Origin of the sequence: Lysobacter soli, assembly GCF_009755585.1 — a bacterium.
Taxonomy (GTDB): domain Bacteria; phylum Pseudomonadota; class Gammaproteobacteria; order Xanthomonadales; family Xanthomonadaceae; genus Lysobacter_J; species Lysobacter_J soli.
The window spans coordinates 2096274-2112114 of the sequence record NZ_CP046603.1 but is presented as its reverse complement, the minus strand read 5'-3'; the positions used below and the strand labels follow the sequence as shown (position 1 = coordinate 2112114).

Here is a 15841-nt window from a genome sequence, read left to right as displayed (position 1 = left end):
CGATGCCTCATTGGAAGAATGCGTGGCACGCGCGGACAGGCGCCGCATCGGCGCGCTGGGCGGGAAGTGAGGGAAGGGCGGATCACCAGGCGACGTGGAAGAGCGCCTTCGCCATCAGGACGATCGCGACGACGTGCACGAACACGCTCAGGTGCAGGCGGCGCGACGTGCGTCCGCGCAGGCGCCCATGGCGCCCCAGCCGCATCGCGAATCCGAAGTGCGCGAACACGCTGATCGCCAGCGCGATCTTGATGCAGAGCAGGACGCCGAACGCCGATCGCAGCGGATGCACGAGCAGTGCGCGGTATTGCCACGCCAGCGCGATGCCGGCGGCGTACAGCAGCGCGAGCACCCACGGCATCAGCCGACGCGCGCGATCACCGATCGCGCGTTCGACTTCATCCATCGCGTCCGGCGATACGCTCCGCCGTACCGGATGCAGCACCAGGACTTCGAAGAACACCGTGCCGACGAAGACGAAGGCGCACAGCAGGTGGAGGACCAGGATCACGTAGTACGGCATGGCAGCGCGCTTCCCCGTTGCGATCGCGATGCGCCCGGCGGGCCCGTCCGCGATGGCCGCCAGCATCCACGCGCCCTGTTCAGCCGGACATGATCCAGGTCAAGCTGGATGCGAACTCCGGGTTTCGAACTGCGTTGGCGCCGTTTCACGGCCCCGCGGACGGCCGGCCGCAGGGCGACGCCTTCCCCTTGACCGAAATCAAGGCGCGGTGTTCCGGCGTGGATACGCTGCATCCATGGCCACTTCGTCCGTCCTCTTCGATCCGCAGCTGCTGGCCCGTTACGACCGGCCCGGGCCGCGCTACACCTCGTACCCGACCGCGCCGCAGTTCCGCGCGGACTTCGGCCCGACGCTGTTGCGCGAAGCGGCCGCACTCACCAACGGCGATCCCATCCCGCGCCCGCTGTCGCTGTACGTGCACGTGCCGTTCTGCACCAGCCCGTGCTTCTACTGCGGCTGCAACCGCATCATCACGCGCGACAAGGCGCGCGGCGGTGCGTACCTGACGCGCCTGTATCGCGAGATCGGCATGATGTCCGGCCTGTTCGATCGCGATCGCCAGGTGGTGCAGCTGCATTTCGGCGGCGGCACGCCCAATTTCCTCAGTGCCGAGCAGATCGCCGAGGTCGTCGACGTCATCGGCAACCATTTCGCGTACGCCGACGCGAAGACGCGCGAGTTGTCGATCGAACTCGATCCGCGCTTCGTCTGCCCCGACGACATCCGCACGCTTGCGCAGGCGGGATTCAACCGCGCAAGCCTGGGCGTGCAGGATTTCGACCCCGTCGTGCAGAAGGCGGTGAACCGGATCCAGAGCGTCGAGGAGACAATCGCCATCATCGATGCGTGCCGCACGTATGGCTTCGCCTCGGTGAACGTCGACCTGATCTACGGGTTGCCGCTGCAGACGCTGGACGGCTTCGATCGCACGCTGGAGATCGCGCTGCAGGCGCGGCCGGACCGCTTCGCGATCTACTCCTACGCGCACCTGCCCAAACTCTTCCGGCCGCAGCAGCAGATCCGCGCCGAGGACCTGCCGTCGCCAGAGGTAAAACTGCAACTGCTGCAACGGGCGATCGAGCGCCTGGGCGCCGCCGGCTACGTCTACATCGGCATGGATCACTTCGCGCTGCCGGAAGACGACCTGGCGCGCGCCCAATCACGCGGCGACCTGCATCGCAATTTCATGGGCTACACGACGTGCGCCGACAGCGATCTGATCGGCCTGGGCGTGAGCGCGATCAGCCACGTCGGCCCGACGTTCAGCCAGAACCCGCGCGATCTGCCGAGCTGGGAACGCGCCATCGACGAAGGCCGTCTGCCGGTGTGGCGTGGCATGAACATGGACGACGACGACCTGGTCCGGGCCGACGTGATCCAGCAGTTGATGTGCCTCGGCGAGATCGATGTAGCACAGACCGAGCGTCGGCACATGATGGACTTCAGAGAATATTTCGCCCACTCTTGGCCGCAATTGGAATTGCTGGAACGGGACGGGCTGGTGGAACTGTCTTCACGCGCGATACGGGCCACGCCCCGGGGTCGCCTGCTGTTGCGGGTGCTGGCCGCGTGCTTCGACCGTTATCTGGTTCCGCAGGACGGAACCGTGACGCAGTTTTCCAGGACCGTGTGACGTCGCGATCGGGCAGGGCATGAGTTCCGGGATCGTTTTTCCACGCACCGATTCATCGATCATCGCCGACGACGGCGACTCGCTGACCTTCTGTTCCACCTGTGCGTTCTCGCAGGCCTGCCTGTCCGAAGGCATGGACAAGAGCGCGCTGATGGACCTGCACGTGCTGGTCGAGCACGTCGGCCCGCTGCACGCGGGGGAACACGTGTTCCGCGAGGGCGACGCGTTCGGCGCGATCGCCGCCGTGCGCGCGGGCACCGTGAAGACCTACATGCTCGATTCCGACGGCCGCGAGCAGGTGCTCGGGTTCCATCTGCCGGGCGAGGTGATCGGGTTGAACGCCGTGCACGACGACCGCTATCCGTGCAACGCGGTGGCGCTCGACACGGTGATGCTGTGCCGGTTCTCGTTCCCGCGCATCGCGATGCTCGCCACGCGGCTGCCGAACCTGCAGCGTCACCTGTTCCGGCTGATGAGCCGCGACATCGGCGTGGCGTCTTTGTTCGCCGGCGATCATTCCGCCGACGAGCGCATGGCGGCGTTCCTGATCGGCTTCTCGCGCCGCCTCGCGCAACGCGGGTTCTCGCCCAGGCGCTTCCAGCTCACGATGTCGCGCACCGACATTGCCAATTACCTGCGCCAGGCGCCGGAAACCGTGAGCCGCGTGCTGCGCCGGTTCGAGCGCGACGGTCTGGTGTCGATCAAGCAGCGCGACGTCGAGATCCTCGACATGGCGCGGCTCGAGGCGATCGCGCTGACCGTGCTGCGGCACTGACGGCTCCGTGCCGTTGTAGCCCGGGCAAGCGAAGTGCACCCGAGGCCCTCAGGGTTTTTCAGTCGACGCGACGTTGCCCCGCGTGCGGCCTCCGGCCTTACCTGGGCTACAAGAGCAGCCGTCCCGCCCCGATCTCCTTCGACCGCGAAACATTCGCCTTGCACTTGACCTGCGTCATGTCGTAAGCGGGCACCCCGGGCCGAACATGCCTTCGTTTTCAACGGAGTGCTGACATGAATTCGACCCGAAAGTTGTGGGTGGGGCTGGCGACCCTGCTCATCGCTTCGTTCGCCGTCCTGCTATGGGTCGGCAGCGAAATCCACCGACAGTCGCCACCGATGCCCGAGCGGGTGCTCGGGCCGCGTGACGAGCTGATCTTCACCCGCGGCGACATCGAAACCGGCCGCCAGGTGTGGCAGTCGATCGGTGGCCAGCAGCTGGGCTCCATCTGGGGCCATGGCGGGTACGTCGCGCCGGACTGGAGCGCCGACTGGCTGCATCGCGAAGCCGAGGCCGTCATGGACGTCTGGGCCAAGCGCGAGGCGGGCGTCGACAGCTACAAGAAGCTGCCGGCCGACGTGCGCGCTTCGTACCAGGCGCGCGTGCAGGCGTTGATGCGGCCCAATACGTACGAGGAAGGCAGCGGCACGATCCGCCTGGATGCCGACCGCGTCGCCGCCATCGCCAACGTGGCGCAGCACTACACCAGCCTGTTCGGCAACGATCCGGCGACCGCGGAACTGCGTGAAGCCTATGCGATGCGCAACGACACGGTTCCCCAGGCCGAGCATCGTCGCATGCTGACCGCGTTCTACTGGTGGACCTCGTGGGCGGCGGTGACGCAGCGACCGGGTTCGGACATCACCTACACGGCGAACTGGCCGGCGGACGAGCTGGTCGGCAACAAGCCCACCACCGGCGCGTTCGTGTGGACGGTGTTCAGCGTGCTGTTCCTGATCGCCGGCATCGCGCTGCTGGGCTGGCACTACGCGGTGAACCACGGCGAGGAGATCGCGCCGAGCCTGCCCAGGACCGACCCGCTGGCGTCGATCAAGGTCACGCCGTCGATGAAAGCCACCGCCAAGTACTTCTGGGTGGTGATCGCGCTGTTCCTCACGCAGATCCTGCTGGGCGCGATCACCGCGCACTACCAGGTCGAAGGCCAGCAGGCCTACGGCTTCGCGCTCGCCGACGTGCTGCCGTACGCACTCACGCGCACCTGGCACACGCAGCTGGCGGTGTTGTGGATCGCCACCGCGTGGCTCGGCATGGGCCTGTACATCGGGCCAGCGATTTCGGGCCATGAGCCAAAATTCCAGCGTCTGGGCGTCAACCTGCTGTGGGTGTGCCTTCTGGTCATCGTGGTCGGCTCGTTCGCCGGACAGTGGCTCGCCGTGATGCAGAAACTCGGGCTGGAACGCAATTTCTGGTTCGGCCACCAGGGCTGGGAATACGTCGACCTGGGCCGCTTCTGGCAGTGGTTCCTCTTCATCGGCCTCGGCCTTTGGCTGACGCTGGTAGGTCGCTCGCTGTGGCCGGCGATCCGCAATGGCGGCGAGTCGCGTTCCATCGTGGTGCTGCTGTTCCTGTCCACCGTCGCCATCGGCCTGTTCTACGCGGCCGGCCTGATGTGGGGCGAGCACACCTCGCTGTCGATGGTCGAGTACTGGCGCTGGTGGGTCGTGCACCTGTGGGTGGAAGGCTTCTTCGAGGTCTTCGCGGTCGCAGTGATGTCCTTCCTGTTCACGCGCCTGGGCCTGCTGCAGGTGAAGACTGCCACCATCGCGGTGCTGTTCGCGACCATCGTCTTCATGGCCGGGGGCGTGCTCGGCACGTTGCACCATCTGTACTTCACCGGCACGCCGACGGCGGTCATCGCGCTGGGTGCGAGCTTCTCCGCGCTGGAAGTGGTGCCGCTGGCCTACGTCGGCTTCGAGGCCTACCACAGCTACAAGATGGGCAAGGCCACGCCGTGGATGCAGCGGTATCGCTGGCCGATCATGTTCTTCATCGCGGTGGCGTTCTGGAACCTGGTGGGCGCCGGCCTGTTCGGCTTTCTGATCAACCCGCCGCTGTCGCTGTATTACATGCAGGGCCTGAACCTCACCGCGACGCACGGCCACACTGCGCTGTTCGGCGTGTACGGCATGCTCGGCATCGGCCTGATGCTGTTCTGCCTGCGCGGCCTGAAGCCGGACGTCGAGTGGAACGAAAAGGTGCTGCGCACCAGCTTCTGGGCGCTGAACATCGGCCTGAGCGGCATGGCCGCCTTCACGCTGCTCCCGCTGGGCATCCTGCAGCTCAACGCCGCGCTGAAGCACGGTTACTGGTACGCCCGCTCCGCGGAATTCATGCAGCAGCCGATCGTCGACCTGCTGGTGTGGATGCGCGTTCCGGCGGACACGATCTTCAGCGTCGGCGCGCTCGCGCTGGCCTGGTTCGTCTTCCGCCTCTGGGTGGCGCCGCGGCGAGTGGCGGCTACTGCGGCGGAGCCGGTCCGGGCCTGACCCGGGAAGGGTTTCATCGCTTTCGCCCGGCCGGGTTCGGCCGGGCTTTTTTTTGGGGCGCCTCTCCCGGCGGGAGAGGTTGGGCTGAGGGGCGACTGAGGGATAGCGCTGACCAGCCGTTGCATCGCCAAACCGCGCTGTTGCTTTTCGGGCGCCCAGGAGCAGGTGGCTCTCCAGATTTCGCTGGAATGGCAACGAGGCGCGGAACACGCGACAGCCCGGATCGCGGCCTTCGCCGCGATGACGGTTTGGGATGACGCATCCGCCTGATCTGCGTCAAGGCGAAGGCGGATCGCCACGCCGACACTCCCCCCATGCTCCAGAAAACCGCCGACACCTCGCTGTCTCCCCGCCGGCTCGCGCATGCGCCGCACCGGCTGATGTTCTTCATTGGCGCCGGCAACGTGCTACTGGCGATGCTCTGGTGGGCGCTGTGGCTGGTGTCCACGCGATGGCCCGATACCTTCGCCATGACGCCGCCGCCGGTTCCGGCCGGCTGGCTGCACGCGTTCGTGATGCAGTACCTCGTGCTGCCGAGTTTCATTTTCGGCTTCCTGCTCACCACGTTTCCGCGCTGGATGGGGCTGCCGGACCTGTCGCGGTGGCATTACCTGCCCATCGGCGCGGGGTTGATGGGCGGGCAACTGGCGATCCTCGTCGGCGCGTGCGGCTGGGAGGTGGGCTTCTTCGTCGGTCTGTTGATGGCCGCGGCGGGCTGGACCGCCGGCGTCGTGATTCTGGGTACGCAACTCACGAGGGAAAAAGGCACGACGTGGCACGCGCGGTCGTGCTTCGCCGCACTGCTGCTGGGCTGGATCGGGCTGCTGTCGTTCGTCGCGTTCGTGCTCGGCGCCTCGCCGATGTGGGCGATGGCGAGCATCAAGCTAGGCACCGTCGGCCTATTGCTGCCGGTGTACGTGACGGTCGCGCACCGGATGTTCCCGTTCTTCGCCGGCAACGCGGTGCCGGGCTACAAGCTGTGGCGCCCGATGGCGTGGCTGGCGATCGTGTGGGCGCTGCTGCTGGCGCACCTCGGGCTGGAACTCACGCACGCGTACGCGTGGCTGTGGCTCGCCGACGTCCCGCTGCTCGGCGCGAGCGTCTTCGCGCTGTGGCGCTGGTGGCCGCGCGGCAGCATGCCGGGTTTGCTGGCGGTGCTGTTCATCGGCACCGCATGGCTGCCGATCACGTTCGCCCTGTACTCGGTGCAGAGCGTGCTGTACGCGACGACGGGCGCGTTCGAACTCGGGCGCGCGCCTGCGCATGCGCTGTTCATCGGCTTCTTCGGCAGCCTGCTGGTGGCGATGGTCACGCGCGTGACGCAAGGGCACTCGGGCCGGCCGCTGGTGATGCCGCCGGTGGCGTGGTTCGCCTTCGTCGCGGTGCAGGGGGTGGCGACGATGCGCGTCGTCGCCGAACTCGCCCCCGACGCCTACGCCTGGCACGTCGCGGCGGCGATCGGCTGGCTCGTCGCCTTCGTGCCGTGGGTTGCGCGGCTGGGCCGCATCTACCTGGCGCCGCGCGTCGACGGCAAGCCGGGCTGAGGACGTTTCGATGATCGAGTTCTATCCGCAGATCAAGCTGGTGCACATCGCGGCGATCGCGTGCAGCGGCGCGCTGTTCTTCCTGCGCGGCTCGTCCGCGCTGGCGGGCATGCGCTGGCCGATGGCCGCGCCGGTGCGCTACCTCAGCTACACCATCGACACCGTGCTGCTCACCGCGGCGATGATGCTGCTGACCATCCTGCCGGGCGCGTTGTTCGCCAACGGCTGGCTGCTGGTGAAGGTGGCGCTGGTGGTCGCCTACGTCGTGCTCGGCATCCTCGCGATGCGGTCGCGGCGCACCGGCATGCGCATCGCGATGTTCGTCCTGGCGCTGCTGACGTACGCGCAGATTTACGCCATCGCGCGTGCGCACCATCCGCTGGGCGCGCTGTATTTGTGGACATGAGGAACCGCCATGGGCAACACGCTCGAACATTTCGATCCGGCGTCCGAGGGATTCTCGCTGGTCGCCGAATCGCTGGAAGCCGCCGGCGTATCGCTTGAGCCGGGCGCGCACCCCGACACCGACGACACATTGCCGGATTGATGCATGCGCGAGGCAACCGCCACGCTCGACCTGCGCCACCTGGCGCCGCCGGAACCGATGGAACGCATCCTTGCGGCCGTCGAATCGCTGGCGCCCGGCGACTGCCTCGACGCACTGACGCCACTGTATCCATCGCCATTGCTGGCGATCCTGCAGGCGGACGGTTTCGACACGCAGGTCGTGGCGATCGGTGACGGTTTCCGCGTACGCATCGCCCGCGCGGCGTACGACGAACAGGGTAGGGGTTGCGGCGGCACGTGAGCGGCCTGGCCATCTCCGAGGCCCCGCCCGCGAACGTGCCGCTGCGTTTTCTGATCGCCTCCGTCCTGTGGGGCATCGGCGCCGGCGGCTGGATCGCGTGGCACGGCAACGCGGGCCTGGCGTCGCGCTGGACGCCCGCGACGGTCGTGCTCGTGCATCTGCTGGTGCTCGGGGTGATCGGCAACGCGATGCTCGGCGCACTCACGCAATTCCTGCCGGTGGCGGCGCGCAGCCGCCTGCGTTGGGCGCCGGCGGTGCCCGTGCTGCACGCGTGCTTCAACGTGGGCCTGGCGGTGTTCGCCTTCACCATGACGACGATGGCGACATCGCTGTGGCCGCTGGCGGCCGCGCTGCTCGGCGTTCCGCCGGTCGGGTTCGCCGGGATGGCGTGCCATTGTTTGTGGCGAGGCGCGGGTGCGCGCTGGCTGCGCGGCGGCATCGGCATGTCGATGTGCGCGCTCGCGGTCACGGCGATGCTTGGCGTGGTCGCGCTGCTCACGCTCGCCGGGCGTTTGCCGTTCGATCTCGCCGCACTCGTCGATGTGCACGCGTCAGTCGGCACCGTCGGCGCGGTCCTCGTGCTGATCGCGGCGATAGGCGCGGTCACGCTGCCGATGTTGCAGGGCACGCGCAGCCCGGCGCCATGGTGGTTGCCGGCGTGGTCGTGCGTGGTCGCATCCGGCCTGATCGCCGGTGCGTGGCAGCGCGCCCGCGGCGGTGGCGACGTGCTCATCGGGACCATCACGATCACGACCGGCGCGCTCGCCGGCGCATCGCTGTGGTTGCAGGCGAGGGCGCGGCTGCGGCGCAATCCGACGCTCGCGCGGTTCTGGATGCTCGGCATGTCGGCGCTGCTCGTTGCGGCCGCCTGCCTGACCTTGCCGCTTCCTCCGGACATCGAGCGCGCGATGCTCGTCGGGACGCTCGCGCTGGCGATCGGGTTCCCGTTCGTCGTCGTCGGAATGATGCTGGAGATCGTCGGCTTCCTCGCCTGGATCCACCTGCGTGGCGTGGTGCCGCGCGGACGCCAGATTCCCGGCGTCGGCAGGTTGATGCCCGAGGGCGATAAGCGCGTCGTGTTCGCCGCACACGTGGTGTCGGCCGTGGCCGTGCTGCTGGCGATGACGCTGCATGAAGGGCATGCCGCGGCCGGATTCGCGTACGCGTCGGCATGGTTCGCCACGGCGATGGCGCTGGTGCGTTGCGGACTGCGTGTGCGCCGCGAGCGAAAGACGCCGGGAAGCGCGCCGGCTTGACCTGCGTCAATGGCGCGGGGCACCGGCGTCCCTAGCATCTGCCATCGATCACACGGGAAGGGGCCACATGATCCGCATCGCCTCGGCGCCGCACGTGGCGCGCTTCGCGCTGCACGGCGCACGCATCGGCATCGACCGCGTCGACGACGCGATGATCGTGCTCCTCGCCGCGCGCCGGCGGCTTGTGGCCGCGGTGGCGCCGGCCAAACGCGCGCTCCACGTTCCGGTTCGCGACATCGTGCGCGAAGCGCAGGTGCACGAACGCGCGCGTCGGCTCGCCGGCCGGCTCAATCTTCCGCCTGCGTCGGCGGATCACCTCATGGGCACGCTGGTCGGCGACGCCTGCCAGCAGCAGGCCAACGAGGGAGCGACGACACAACCCGAACGCGCGCCGCGTTCGCCGCTGCGGCTGCTCCCGCCGCCGCGCTACTGGCGGCTGCCGTTGTCGCTGGTGCCGACGTCCGTGCGCGATGCGATCGCCGAACGCGTGCTGTCCAGGGCCTTGGACGATTCGCTCGATGCCGACGATCTCTCCATCGTCGCGCATCGGCGACTCGGCATCGAGGTGACCGACCTGCATCTGCGCTGGGTCCTGGAACTGCGCGACGGCCGCCTGCACCGCACGGGCGAGCCGGCCGAAGCCGTCGTGCACGGCACCGCGACCGACCTGCTGCTGCTCAGCAGCCGGCAGGAAGACGCGGACACGCTGTTCTTCCAGCGCCGGTTGAAGCTCACCGGCGACGTGGAACTCGGGCTGACTGTGCGCAACCTGCTAGATCGCCTGCCGTGGGACACGCTGCCGCTCGCGGTCCGCATCCCGCTGCATCGTGTCGCGCGCACGCTCCGCGACGCCCGTGCGGCGCACCACGCGACAGGAGCCGCATCGTGAGCGCGTCCAGCGCGATGCCGTACTGGCATCCGGACCTCGAAACGCATCATGCGGCGCTGGTCGAAACCCTCACGCCGTTGATGCCGTGCCTGGAGCTGTCGATGCACCTGCCGTGGGTCGACGCGATCGCGCACCTGAAGAAATCGCGCGGCGCGGTGGTCATGGCGCACAGCTACCAGTCGCCGGAAATCTTCCACGGCGTGGCCGACGTCACGGGCGATTCGCTGGCGCTCGCGCAGGCGGCAGCGACCTGCGACGCCGACATCATCGTGCTGTGCGGCGTCCACTTCATGGCCGAAACGGCGAAGATCCTCGCGCCGCATCGCACGGTGCTGATTCCCGACCTGGAAGCCGGCTGCTCGCTCGCGGCGTCGATCACCGCCGACGACGTGCGTGCGCTGCGTGCGCGGCATCCGGGCGCGCCGGTGGTCACCTACGTCAACACGTCCGCCTCCGTGAAGGCCGAATCCGACGCGTGCTGCACCTCGGCCAACGCCGTGCAGGTAGTGCGTGCGATGGGCGCGGACAAGGTGATCTTCCTGCCGGACCGCTTCCTCGGCGCGCACGTCGCCTCGCAGGTGGACGACGTCGAGCTGGTGCTGTGGGATGGCCGATGCGAAGTGCACGAGACCTTCACCGTGCAGCAGGCGCGGCACGCGCGCGAACGCTTCGACGCGGCGCTCGTCGCGCATCCCGAGTGCCCGCCGGACGTGCAGGCGGAGGCGGATTTCGTCGGCTCCACCACGGCGATGGGCGCATGGCTGGAGAAGGCACGGCCGCAGCGCGTGGCACTGATCACCGAATGCTCGATGGCCGACAACCTGCGCGTGCGCTTTCCCGACGTCGAGTTCATCAAGCCGTGCAATCTGTGCCCGCACATGAAGCGCATCACGCTGCCGAACATCCACGCGTGCCTGAAGGAACTGCGGCACGAGGTGACGGTGCCGCCCGACGTGGCGGCCCGTGCACGCCGGGCGCTGGAACGCATGCTAGACATCGGCCGGGCGGAACGCGTGTGACGCGGCCCGCGACGCCGCCCGTCGTCGTGGTCGGCGCTGGCGTCGCGGGCCTGAGCGTCGCGCTGTCGGCGGCGCCGCGCGGGGTGATCCTGCTCGACCCCGGCGAGGCGGGCAGCAGCCGGCTCGCACAGGGCGGCATCGCGGCCGCGCTGGCGGCCGGCGACAGCGTGCGTGCGCACGTCGCCGACACCGTGCAGGCCGGCGCATTCCACAACGACGAAGCCCTCGCGTGGTCCGTCGTCGGTGCCGCGCCGGATGCCGTCGCGTGGCTGCAGATCATGGGGGTGGCGTTCGATCGCGACGATCACGGGCTGCAGCTCGGGCGCGAAGGCGGGCACGGCGCGCACCGCATCGTGCATGCCGGCGGCGATCGCACCGGCGAGCGCGTCGTCGCCGCACTGCAGGGCCGCGCCGTGCGCGCCGGGCACGTAGAATGGCGCACCGGCGTTCAGGTCGACGGGCTCCTGCTGCGCGGACGCAACGTCGCCGGCGTGCAGGTACGCGGCGCCGATGGCCGCGTGGAGACGATCGAAGCCGGCGCGGTCGTGCTCGCGACCGGCGGGCTCGGCGCGCTGTTCCAGCGCAGCACGAATGCCGGCACGACCAGCGGTTCCGGCCTCGCGCTCGCGATGGCGGCCGGCGCGCGCACGCGCGACCTGGAATTCGTGCAGTTCCATCCCACCGCCTTCGATGGCGTTGGCGATGGCTACGGGGCGCGGCTGCCGCTGATCACCGAAGCGCTGCGCGGCGCCGGCGCAAAGTTGATCGATCACCGCAGCCGTTCGCTAATGCGCGGGCACCATCCGCTCGGCGACCTGGCACCGCGCGATGTGGTGTCGCGCCGCGTGTGGGATGCGCGCCGCGACGGGCCGGTGTGGGTCGATGCCACGCACCTTCGCAGCGGCTGGGAACAGGCGTTCCCGACTGTCGTCGAGACCTGCCGCGCACAGGGCGTGGACCCGCACACGCAGCCGATCCCGATCACGGCCGCCGCGCATTTCCACATGGGCGGCATCGCGACCGATCCGCTCGGGCGAACGTCGCTGCCGAATCTTTACGCCGTCGGCGAAGTCGCCTGCAACGGGCTGCACGGCGCGAACCGGCTCGCGAGCAATTCGCTGCTGGAAGCCGTCGTGTGCGGGCGGTGGCTCGGCGCGCACCTGCGGCTGGCGCCGAGCCGCACGTCGCGCGATGCGTTCCGCACCGTCGAACTGGGCGACAGCCTGGACGCGGGCGCGCTCGCCGCAGTGCGACGCCGCCTCTGGGACGCCGCGGGCCCGGTGCGCACGCGTGCGGCGTTGTCCGCCGCCGTGCGCGAGATGAAGGCGATGGCGGCGTCGGGCTGGCAGGCGCGCGTGGCGCACGCGGTGCTGCATGCCGCCCTGCTGCGGCCGGCGAGCCTCGGCGCGCACTGGCGCGCCGACGCCTGACGCGGGTCAGGCGCGCGCGGCCACGCCGCTCATTCCCGGTTCGCCATGCCAGTAGCCGTTGCGCTGCCCGAGGGGCGCGACCGGCGTTTTCGCGGCGAGCGCTTCGACGAAATGTTCGATCACCGCCTGCATGCCGTCGGCCTGCGGGTACAGTCGCACCAGGTCCACGTGCAGATCGCGCAAGGCGGACAGTTCCGGGCTGAGGTCGGTGACTTCCTCGCCCTGCACCTGGATGCCGTTGATGCGCAGGAACGGCCGGCCTTCGCGCGTGGACAGCGGCAGGCCGTCGGGATGTTCGATGCAGCGGAAGCCGCACTGGTCCTTGCCCACGTCCAGCGTACGCGCGGTGAAGCAGCGCGCCGAGTACGACAGCGGCAGGCGGCCCCAGGCGACGACTTCCACCTGCGGCCGCGCCACGCCCTCGGCATCCAGCGCGCACAGCAGTTCGTCGATGAGCACGCGCCCCTGTTCGACGCCGGGCACCCAGCGGCGCAGGCCGTCCTGCATCAGCATCGCCAAAGCCGCGTGGTTGTAGACGTTGAGGCTGGGCCCAGCGACGAAGGGCACGCCGCGTTCGCGGCACAGCTGCACGGCGGACAGGTCGTTCGCTTCGATCCAGAAACGGCCGTGATCGACCAGTCGTTGCAGCGCGCCGAGTTCCGACTCGGCCTCGATCAACGCCAGCGACGACAGCACGACCTGGCGATCGGCTGCGACGAGTTCCTCCGCGAGCGCGATCCAGTCGCGTGTGCGCAGCTCGCGCCGCTTGCTGCAGACGGTTTCGCCCAGGTAGATCGTGTGCAGCGGCCAGTGCGCGGCTTCGCGATAGAAGGCCAGCGTGCGTTCGCGCGGCCAGAAATACTGCAGCGGGCCCAGGGTCAGTTGCATGTCGGTCGCACCTCAGTGCCACGCGCGGTGGTAGGGGCCGAGCGTGGTCTGGTGACCTTCGGCGTGGGAGGATAACGTGGATTGCCACTGCGCCTGCGGCGTCCAGTCGGCCGGCGCGTCGCGATGGCGATCCAGCGCCGCGCGCCAGGTGCGCGTGACGGCGTCGACGTACGCCGCGCCGCGCTGGCGGCCCTCGATCTTCAGTGCCGCGACGCCGGCCCGTGCGAGGCGCGGGAGGAGTTCGAGCGTGTTGAGGCTGGTGGGTTCTTCCAGGGCGTGGAAGATCTCGCCGCCGACGCCGTAGCGGCCCTTGCAGACGGTCGGGTACGCGGCCGGTTCCTCCGGTTCGAAGCGGTCGATCAGCACGTCGTTGAGCCGCACGCTGCGCGTGCCGCCGGCGTGCTCTTCCCATCGCACGAACTTCGCCGGCGAACACACGCCGTGGCGGTTCGGCGAGGCGCCGGTGACGTAGCTGGACAGCTGACAGCGGCCTTCGACCATGATGCACAGGCTGCCGAACGCGAACACTTCCAGCGGGATCGGCGCGGTCCGGCAGAGGCGCTCGACCTGCTGCACGGACAGCACGCGCGGCAGCACCGCGCGCGCGATGCCGAAGCGTTCGTGCGCATAGCGCAGCGCCGGCGCGGTCGTCGCCGAGCCCTGCACGGACAGGTGCCGGGGCAGCGCAGGATGGTTGCGGCATGCGTAGTCGAGCACCGCCATTTCGGCGGAGATGATCGCGTCCACGCCCAGCTCCGCCGCGGTGTCCACCGCGCGATGCCAATGCGACAGGCGTGCGCTGTCGGGGTAGGTGTTCAGGGCGACGTAGACGCTGCGCCCGCGTGCCCGCGCATACGCGATGCCCTGGCGGATTTCCGCGTCGCTGAAGTTCAGGCCGGGGAATGCGCGGGCGTTGGTCTGGTCGCGGAAGCCGAGATAGACCGCGTCGGCGCCGGCATCGATGGCCGCGCGCAACGCCGGCAGGTTGCCGGCGGGGCAGACGAGTTGCATGGAAGCTCCAATGGCGAAAGAGGAAGGCGCGTCACGACAGCGCCGCATCGCCCCCGTAATCGCCCTCGTCGCTGCGCGCGCGGCCGATCCGCTCCCAGATCGCATCGACGCGACGCTCCACGCGCGGATCCAGCGTGATCGGCCGGCCCCATTCGCGATCGCTTTCGCCGGCCCACTTGCGCGTGGCGTCCAGCCCGAGTTTGGAACCCAGGCCCGAGGTCGGGCTGGCGAAGTCCAGGTAGTCGATCGGCGTGTTCTCGATCAGCACGCTGTCGCGCGCCGGGTCCACGCGCGTGGAGATCGCCCAGAGCACCGCGCCCCAGTCGCGCACGTCGATGTCCTCGTCGGTCACGATCACGAACTTGGTGTACGTGAACTGGCGCAGGTACGACCACACGCCGAGCATCACGCGCCGCGCGTGGCCCGCGTACTGCTTGCGGATGCTGACCACCGCGACGCGATACGAGCAGGCTTCCGGCGGCAGGTAGAAGTCGACGATCTCCGGGAACACGCGCCGCAGGATCGGCACGAAGATGTCGTTCAGCGCCATCGACAGCACCGAGGGTTCGTCGAACGGGGCGCGCCCCATGTAGCTGCCGTGGTAGATCGCGTTGCGCCGCAGCCGCATGCGTTCCACCGTCAGCACGGGAAACGGCGCCTGCACGTTGTAGTAGCCGGTGTGATCGCCGAAGGGGCCTTCCAGCGCGGTGTCGCCGGGGTGGATGAAGCCTTCCAGCAGGATTTCCGCACCGGCAGGCGCGTCCAGCCCGGTCAGGTCGCTGTGCCACAGGCGCGTGCGTGCGCCGCGCAGCAGGCCGGCGAATTCGTATTCGGACAGCGTGTCCGGCACCGGCGCGACCGCGGCGAGCATCGTCGCCGGGTCGGCGCCGATCGCCACCAGCACCGGGAACGGGCGATCCGGATGCGCCGCCTGCCAGCTCGCATGATCCTGCGCGCCGCCGCGATGCGCGAGCCAGCGCATGATCACGCGGTTGCGCGCGATGGGCTGCTGCCGGTAGATCGCCACGTTCTGCCGCTCTTGCCGCGTCCCGCGCGTGATCACCAAGGCGAAGGTGATCAGGCGATCCACGTCCTCCGGCCAGCAGCGCTGGATGGGCAGCCGCCGCAGGTCGATGTCGGCACCTTCCAGCACCTCTTCGTTGAAGGGCGCATCGTGCTCGCGTTTCGACGCGACGTGCGCGAGCTGTGCCAGTTCCGGCCACGTGGCGAGCGCGCCGCGCAGGCTCGACGGCCAGCGCGGCTCCTTGATCGCCGCCAGCAGTTCGCCGAGTTCGCGCAGCGACGCGACCGGCCGGTCGCCCATCGCCAGTTCGATGCGCGAGCGGTGCCCGAACAGGTTGCCCAGCAGCGCATGCGTCGAACCGGTGGCGTTGTGCATCAGCAGCGCCGGGCCCTGCGCTCGCAGGGCGCGCAGGCTCAGCGCAGTGGATTCCAGTTCCGGGTCGATGGGCGCATCGATCTCGAGCAGTTGCCCGCGTGCGCGCAGGCGCTCCAGGAACTGGCGCAGGTCGTGGAAACTCATCGGCGTGCCGCGGCG

Annotated in this window: 15 protein-coding genes; 11 read left to right on the top strand and 4 right to left on the bottom strand. The window is 69.2% G+C overall.

The window, feature by feature from the left end; all coding sequences use genetic code 11:
• Positions 1–82: 82 nt before the first annotated feature.
• Complete coding sequence (locus GOY17_RS09545) at positions 83–523, bottom strand: CopD family copper resistance protein (RefSeq protein WP_157030210.1); 441 nt, start codon at positions 521–523, stop codon at positions 83–85.
• A gap of 235 nt (positions 524–758) precedes the next feature.
• Between GOY17_RS09545 and hemN the strand changes: the two genes are divergently transcribed.
• From hemN to GOY17_RS09495, 11 genes are all read left to right on the top strand, one after another.
• On the top strand, positions 759–2156 hold the full coding sequence (gene hemN / locus GOY17_RS09540) for an oxygen-independent coproporphyrinogen III oxidase (RefSeq protein ID WP_157030209.1): 1398 nt from the start codon (positions 759–761) through the stop codon (positions 2154–2156).
• Positions 2157–2175: 19 nt separating this feature from the next.
• On the top strand, positions 2176–2931 hold the full coding sequence (locus tag GOY17_RS09535) for a helix-turn-helix domain-containing protein (RefSeq protein ID WP_115842245.1): 756 nt from the start codon (positions 2176–2178) through the stop codon (positions 2929–2931).
• Positions 2932–3164: 233 nt separating this feature from the next.
• Positions 3165–5438 carry a nitric-oxide reductase large subunit gene (locus tag GOY17_RS09530; RefSeq protein ID WP_157030208.1) on the top strand — a complete coding sequence of 758 codons (2274 nt, stop codon included), beginning with the start codon at positions 3165–3167 and terminating at the stop codon, positions 5436–5438.
• 314 nt (positions 5439–5752) lie between these two features.
• Positions 5753–6982, top strand: a complete 1230-nt coding sequence (locus GOY17_RS09525; RefSeq protein ID WP_157030207.1) for an NnrS family protein — start codon at positions 5753–5755, stop codon at positions 6980–6982.
• Positions 6983–6992: 10 nt separating this feature from the next.
• Positions 6993–7388 (top strand): SirB2 family protein, encoded by a 396-nt coding sequence (locus GOY17_RS09520; RefSeq protein ID WP_157030206.1) that lies wholly within the window; start codon positions 6993–6995, stop codon positions 7386–7388.
• Positions 7389–7397: 9 nt separating this feature from the next.
• Positions 7398–7529 (top strand): hypothetical protein, encoded by a 132-nt coding sequence (locus GOY17_RS19050; RefSeq protein ID WP_269750028.1) that lies wholly within the window; start codon positions 7398–7400, stop codon positions 7527–7529.
• Positions 7530–7532: 3 nt separating this feature from the next.
• The gene (locus GOY17_RS09515; protein ID WP_157030205.1) at positions 7533–7790 is read left to right on the top strand and encodes a DUF2249 domain-containing protein; all 258 of its coding nucleotides are present in this window, start codon (positions 7533–7535) and stop codon (positions 7788–7790) included.
• A complete protein-coding gene (locus tag GOY17_RS09510) occupies positions 7787–9046 on the top strand; it encodes a hypothetical protein (protein ID WP_157030204.1) in 1260 nt (419 codons plus the stop codon). The genes GOY17_RS09515 and GOY17_RS09510 overlap by 4 nt, the downstream gene beginning before the upstream one ends.
• A 67-nt stretch (positions 9047–9113) precedes the next feature.
• A complete protein-coding gene (gene ubiT / locus GOY17_RS09505) occupies positions 9114–9935 on the top strand; it encodes a ubiquinone anaerobic biosynthesis accessory factor UbiT (protein WP_157030203.1) in 822 nt (273 codons plus the stop codon).
• Positions 9932–10954 (top strand): quinolinate synthase NadA, encoded by a 1023-nt coding sequence (nadA, locus tag GOY17_RS09500; RefSeq protein ID WP_484502626.1) that lies wholly within the window; start codon positions 9932–9934, stop codon positions 10952–10954. The genes ubiT and nadA overlap by 4 nt, the downstream gene beginning before the upstream one ends.
• The gene (locus GOY17_RS09495) at positions 10951–12384 is read left to right on the top strand and encodes an L-aspartate oxidase (RefSeq protein ID WP_157030202.1); all 1434 of its coding nucleotides are present in this window, start codon (positions 10951–10953) and stop codon (positions 12382–12384) included. The genes nadA and GOY17_RS09495 overlap by 4 nt, the downstream gene beginning before the upstream one ends.
• 6 nt (positions 12385–12390) lie before the next feature.
• Here the strand turns inward: GOY17_RS09495 and GOY17_RS09490 are convergent, their stop codons facing one another.
• Genes GOY17_RS09490 through GOY17_RS09480 form a run of 3 tightly spaced genes read right to left on the bottom strand, consistent with a single transcriptional unit; the run spans position 12391 to position 15826 of the window.
• Complete coding sequence (locus tag GOY17_RS09490; RefSeq protein WP_157030201.1) at positions 12391–13272, bottom strand: U32 family peptidase; 882 nt, start codon at positions 13270–13272, stop codon at positions 12391–12393.
• Positions 13273–13284: 12 nt separating this feature from the next.
• On the bottom strand, positions 13285–14283 hold the full coding sequence (ubiU, locus tag GOY17_RS09485) for a ubiquinone anaerobic biosynthesis protein UbiU (protein ID WP_157030200.1): 999 nt from the start codon (positions 14281–14283) through the stop codon (positions 13285–13287).
• A 31-nt stretch (positions 14284–14314) separates the two neighbouring features.
• Positions 14315–15826: a UbiD family decarboxylase gene (locus GOY17_RS09480; protein ID WP_157030199.1), complete on the bottom strand. Its 1512-nt coding sequence runs from the start codon at positions 15824–15826 to the stop codon at positions 14315–14317.
• Positions 15827–15841: the final 15 nt, after the last annotated feature.

What these genes read in the sequence shown, in the direction of transcription:
- ubiT (WP_157030203.1), top strand. Translation starts at nt 9,114, where the DNA reads ATGATCCGCATCGCCTCGGCGCCGCACGTGGCGCGCTTCGCGCTGCAC.
- GOY17_RS09515 (WP_157030205.1), top strand. Translation starts at nt 7,533, where the DNA reads ATGCGCGAGGCAACCGCCACGCTCGACCTGCGCCACCTGGCGCCGCCG.
- ubiU (WP_157030200.1), bottom strand. Translation starts at nt 14,283, where the DNA reads ATGCAACTCGTCTGCCCCGCCGGCAACCTGCCGGCGTTGCGCGCGGCC.
- GOY17_RS09530 (WP_157030208.1), top strand. Translation starts at nt 3,165, where the DNA reads ATGAATTCGACCCGAAAGTTGTGGGTGGGGCTGGCGACCCTGCTCATC.
- hemN (WP_157030209.1), top strand. Translation starts at nt 759, where the DNA reads ATGGCCACTTCGTCCGTCCTCTTCGATCCGCAGCTGCTGGCCCGTTAC.
- GOY17_RS09525 (WP_157030207.1), top strand. Translation starts at nt 5,753, where the DNA reads ATGCTCCAGAAAACCGCCGACACCTCGCTGTCTCCCCGCCGGCTCGCG.
- GOY17_RS09490 (WP_157030201.1), bottom strand. Translation starts at nt 13,272, where the DNA reads ATGCAACTGACCCTGGGCCCGCTGCAGTATTTCTGGCCGCGCGAACGC.
- GOY17_RS09520 (WP_157030206.1), top strand. Translation starts at nt 6,993, where the DNA reads ATGATCGAGTTCTATCCGCAGATCAAGCTGGTGCACATCGCGGCGATC.
- GOY17_RS09480 (WP_157030199.1), bottom strand. Translation starts at nt 15,826, where the DNA reads ATGAGTTTCCACGACCTGCGCCAGTTCCTGGAGCGCCTGCGCGCACGC.
- GOY17_RS09545 (WP_157030210.1), bottom strand. Translation starts at nt 523, where the DNA reads ATGCCGTACTACGTGATCCTGGTCCTCCACCTGCTGTGCGCCTTCGTC.
- GOY17_RS19050 (WP_269750028.1), top strand. Translation starts at nt 7,398, where the DNA reads ATGGGCAACACGCTCGAACATTTCGATCCGGCGTCCGAGGGATTCTCG.
- GOY17_RS09535 (WP_115842245.1), top strand. Translation starts at nt 2,176, where the DNA reads ATGAGTTCCGGGATCGTTTTTCCACGCACCGATTCATCGATCATCGCC.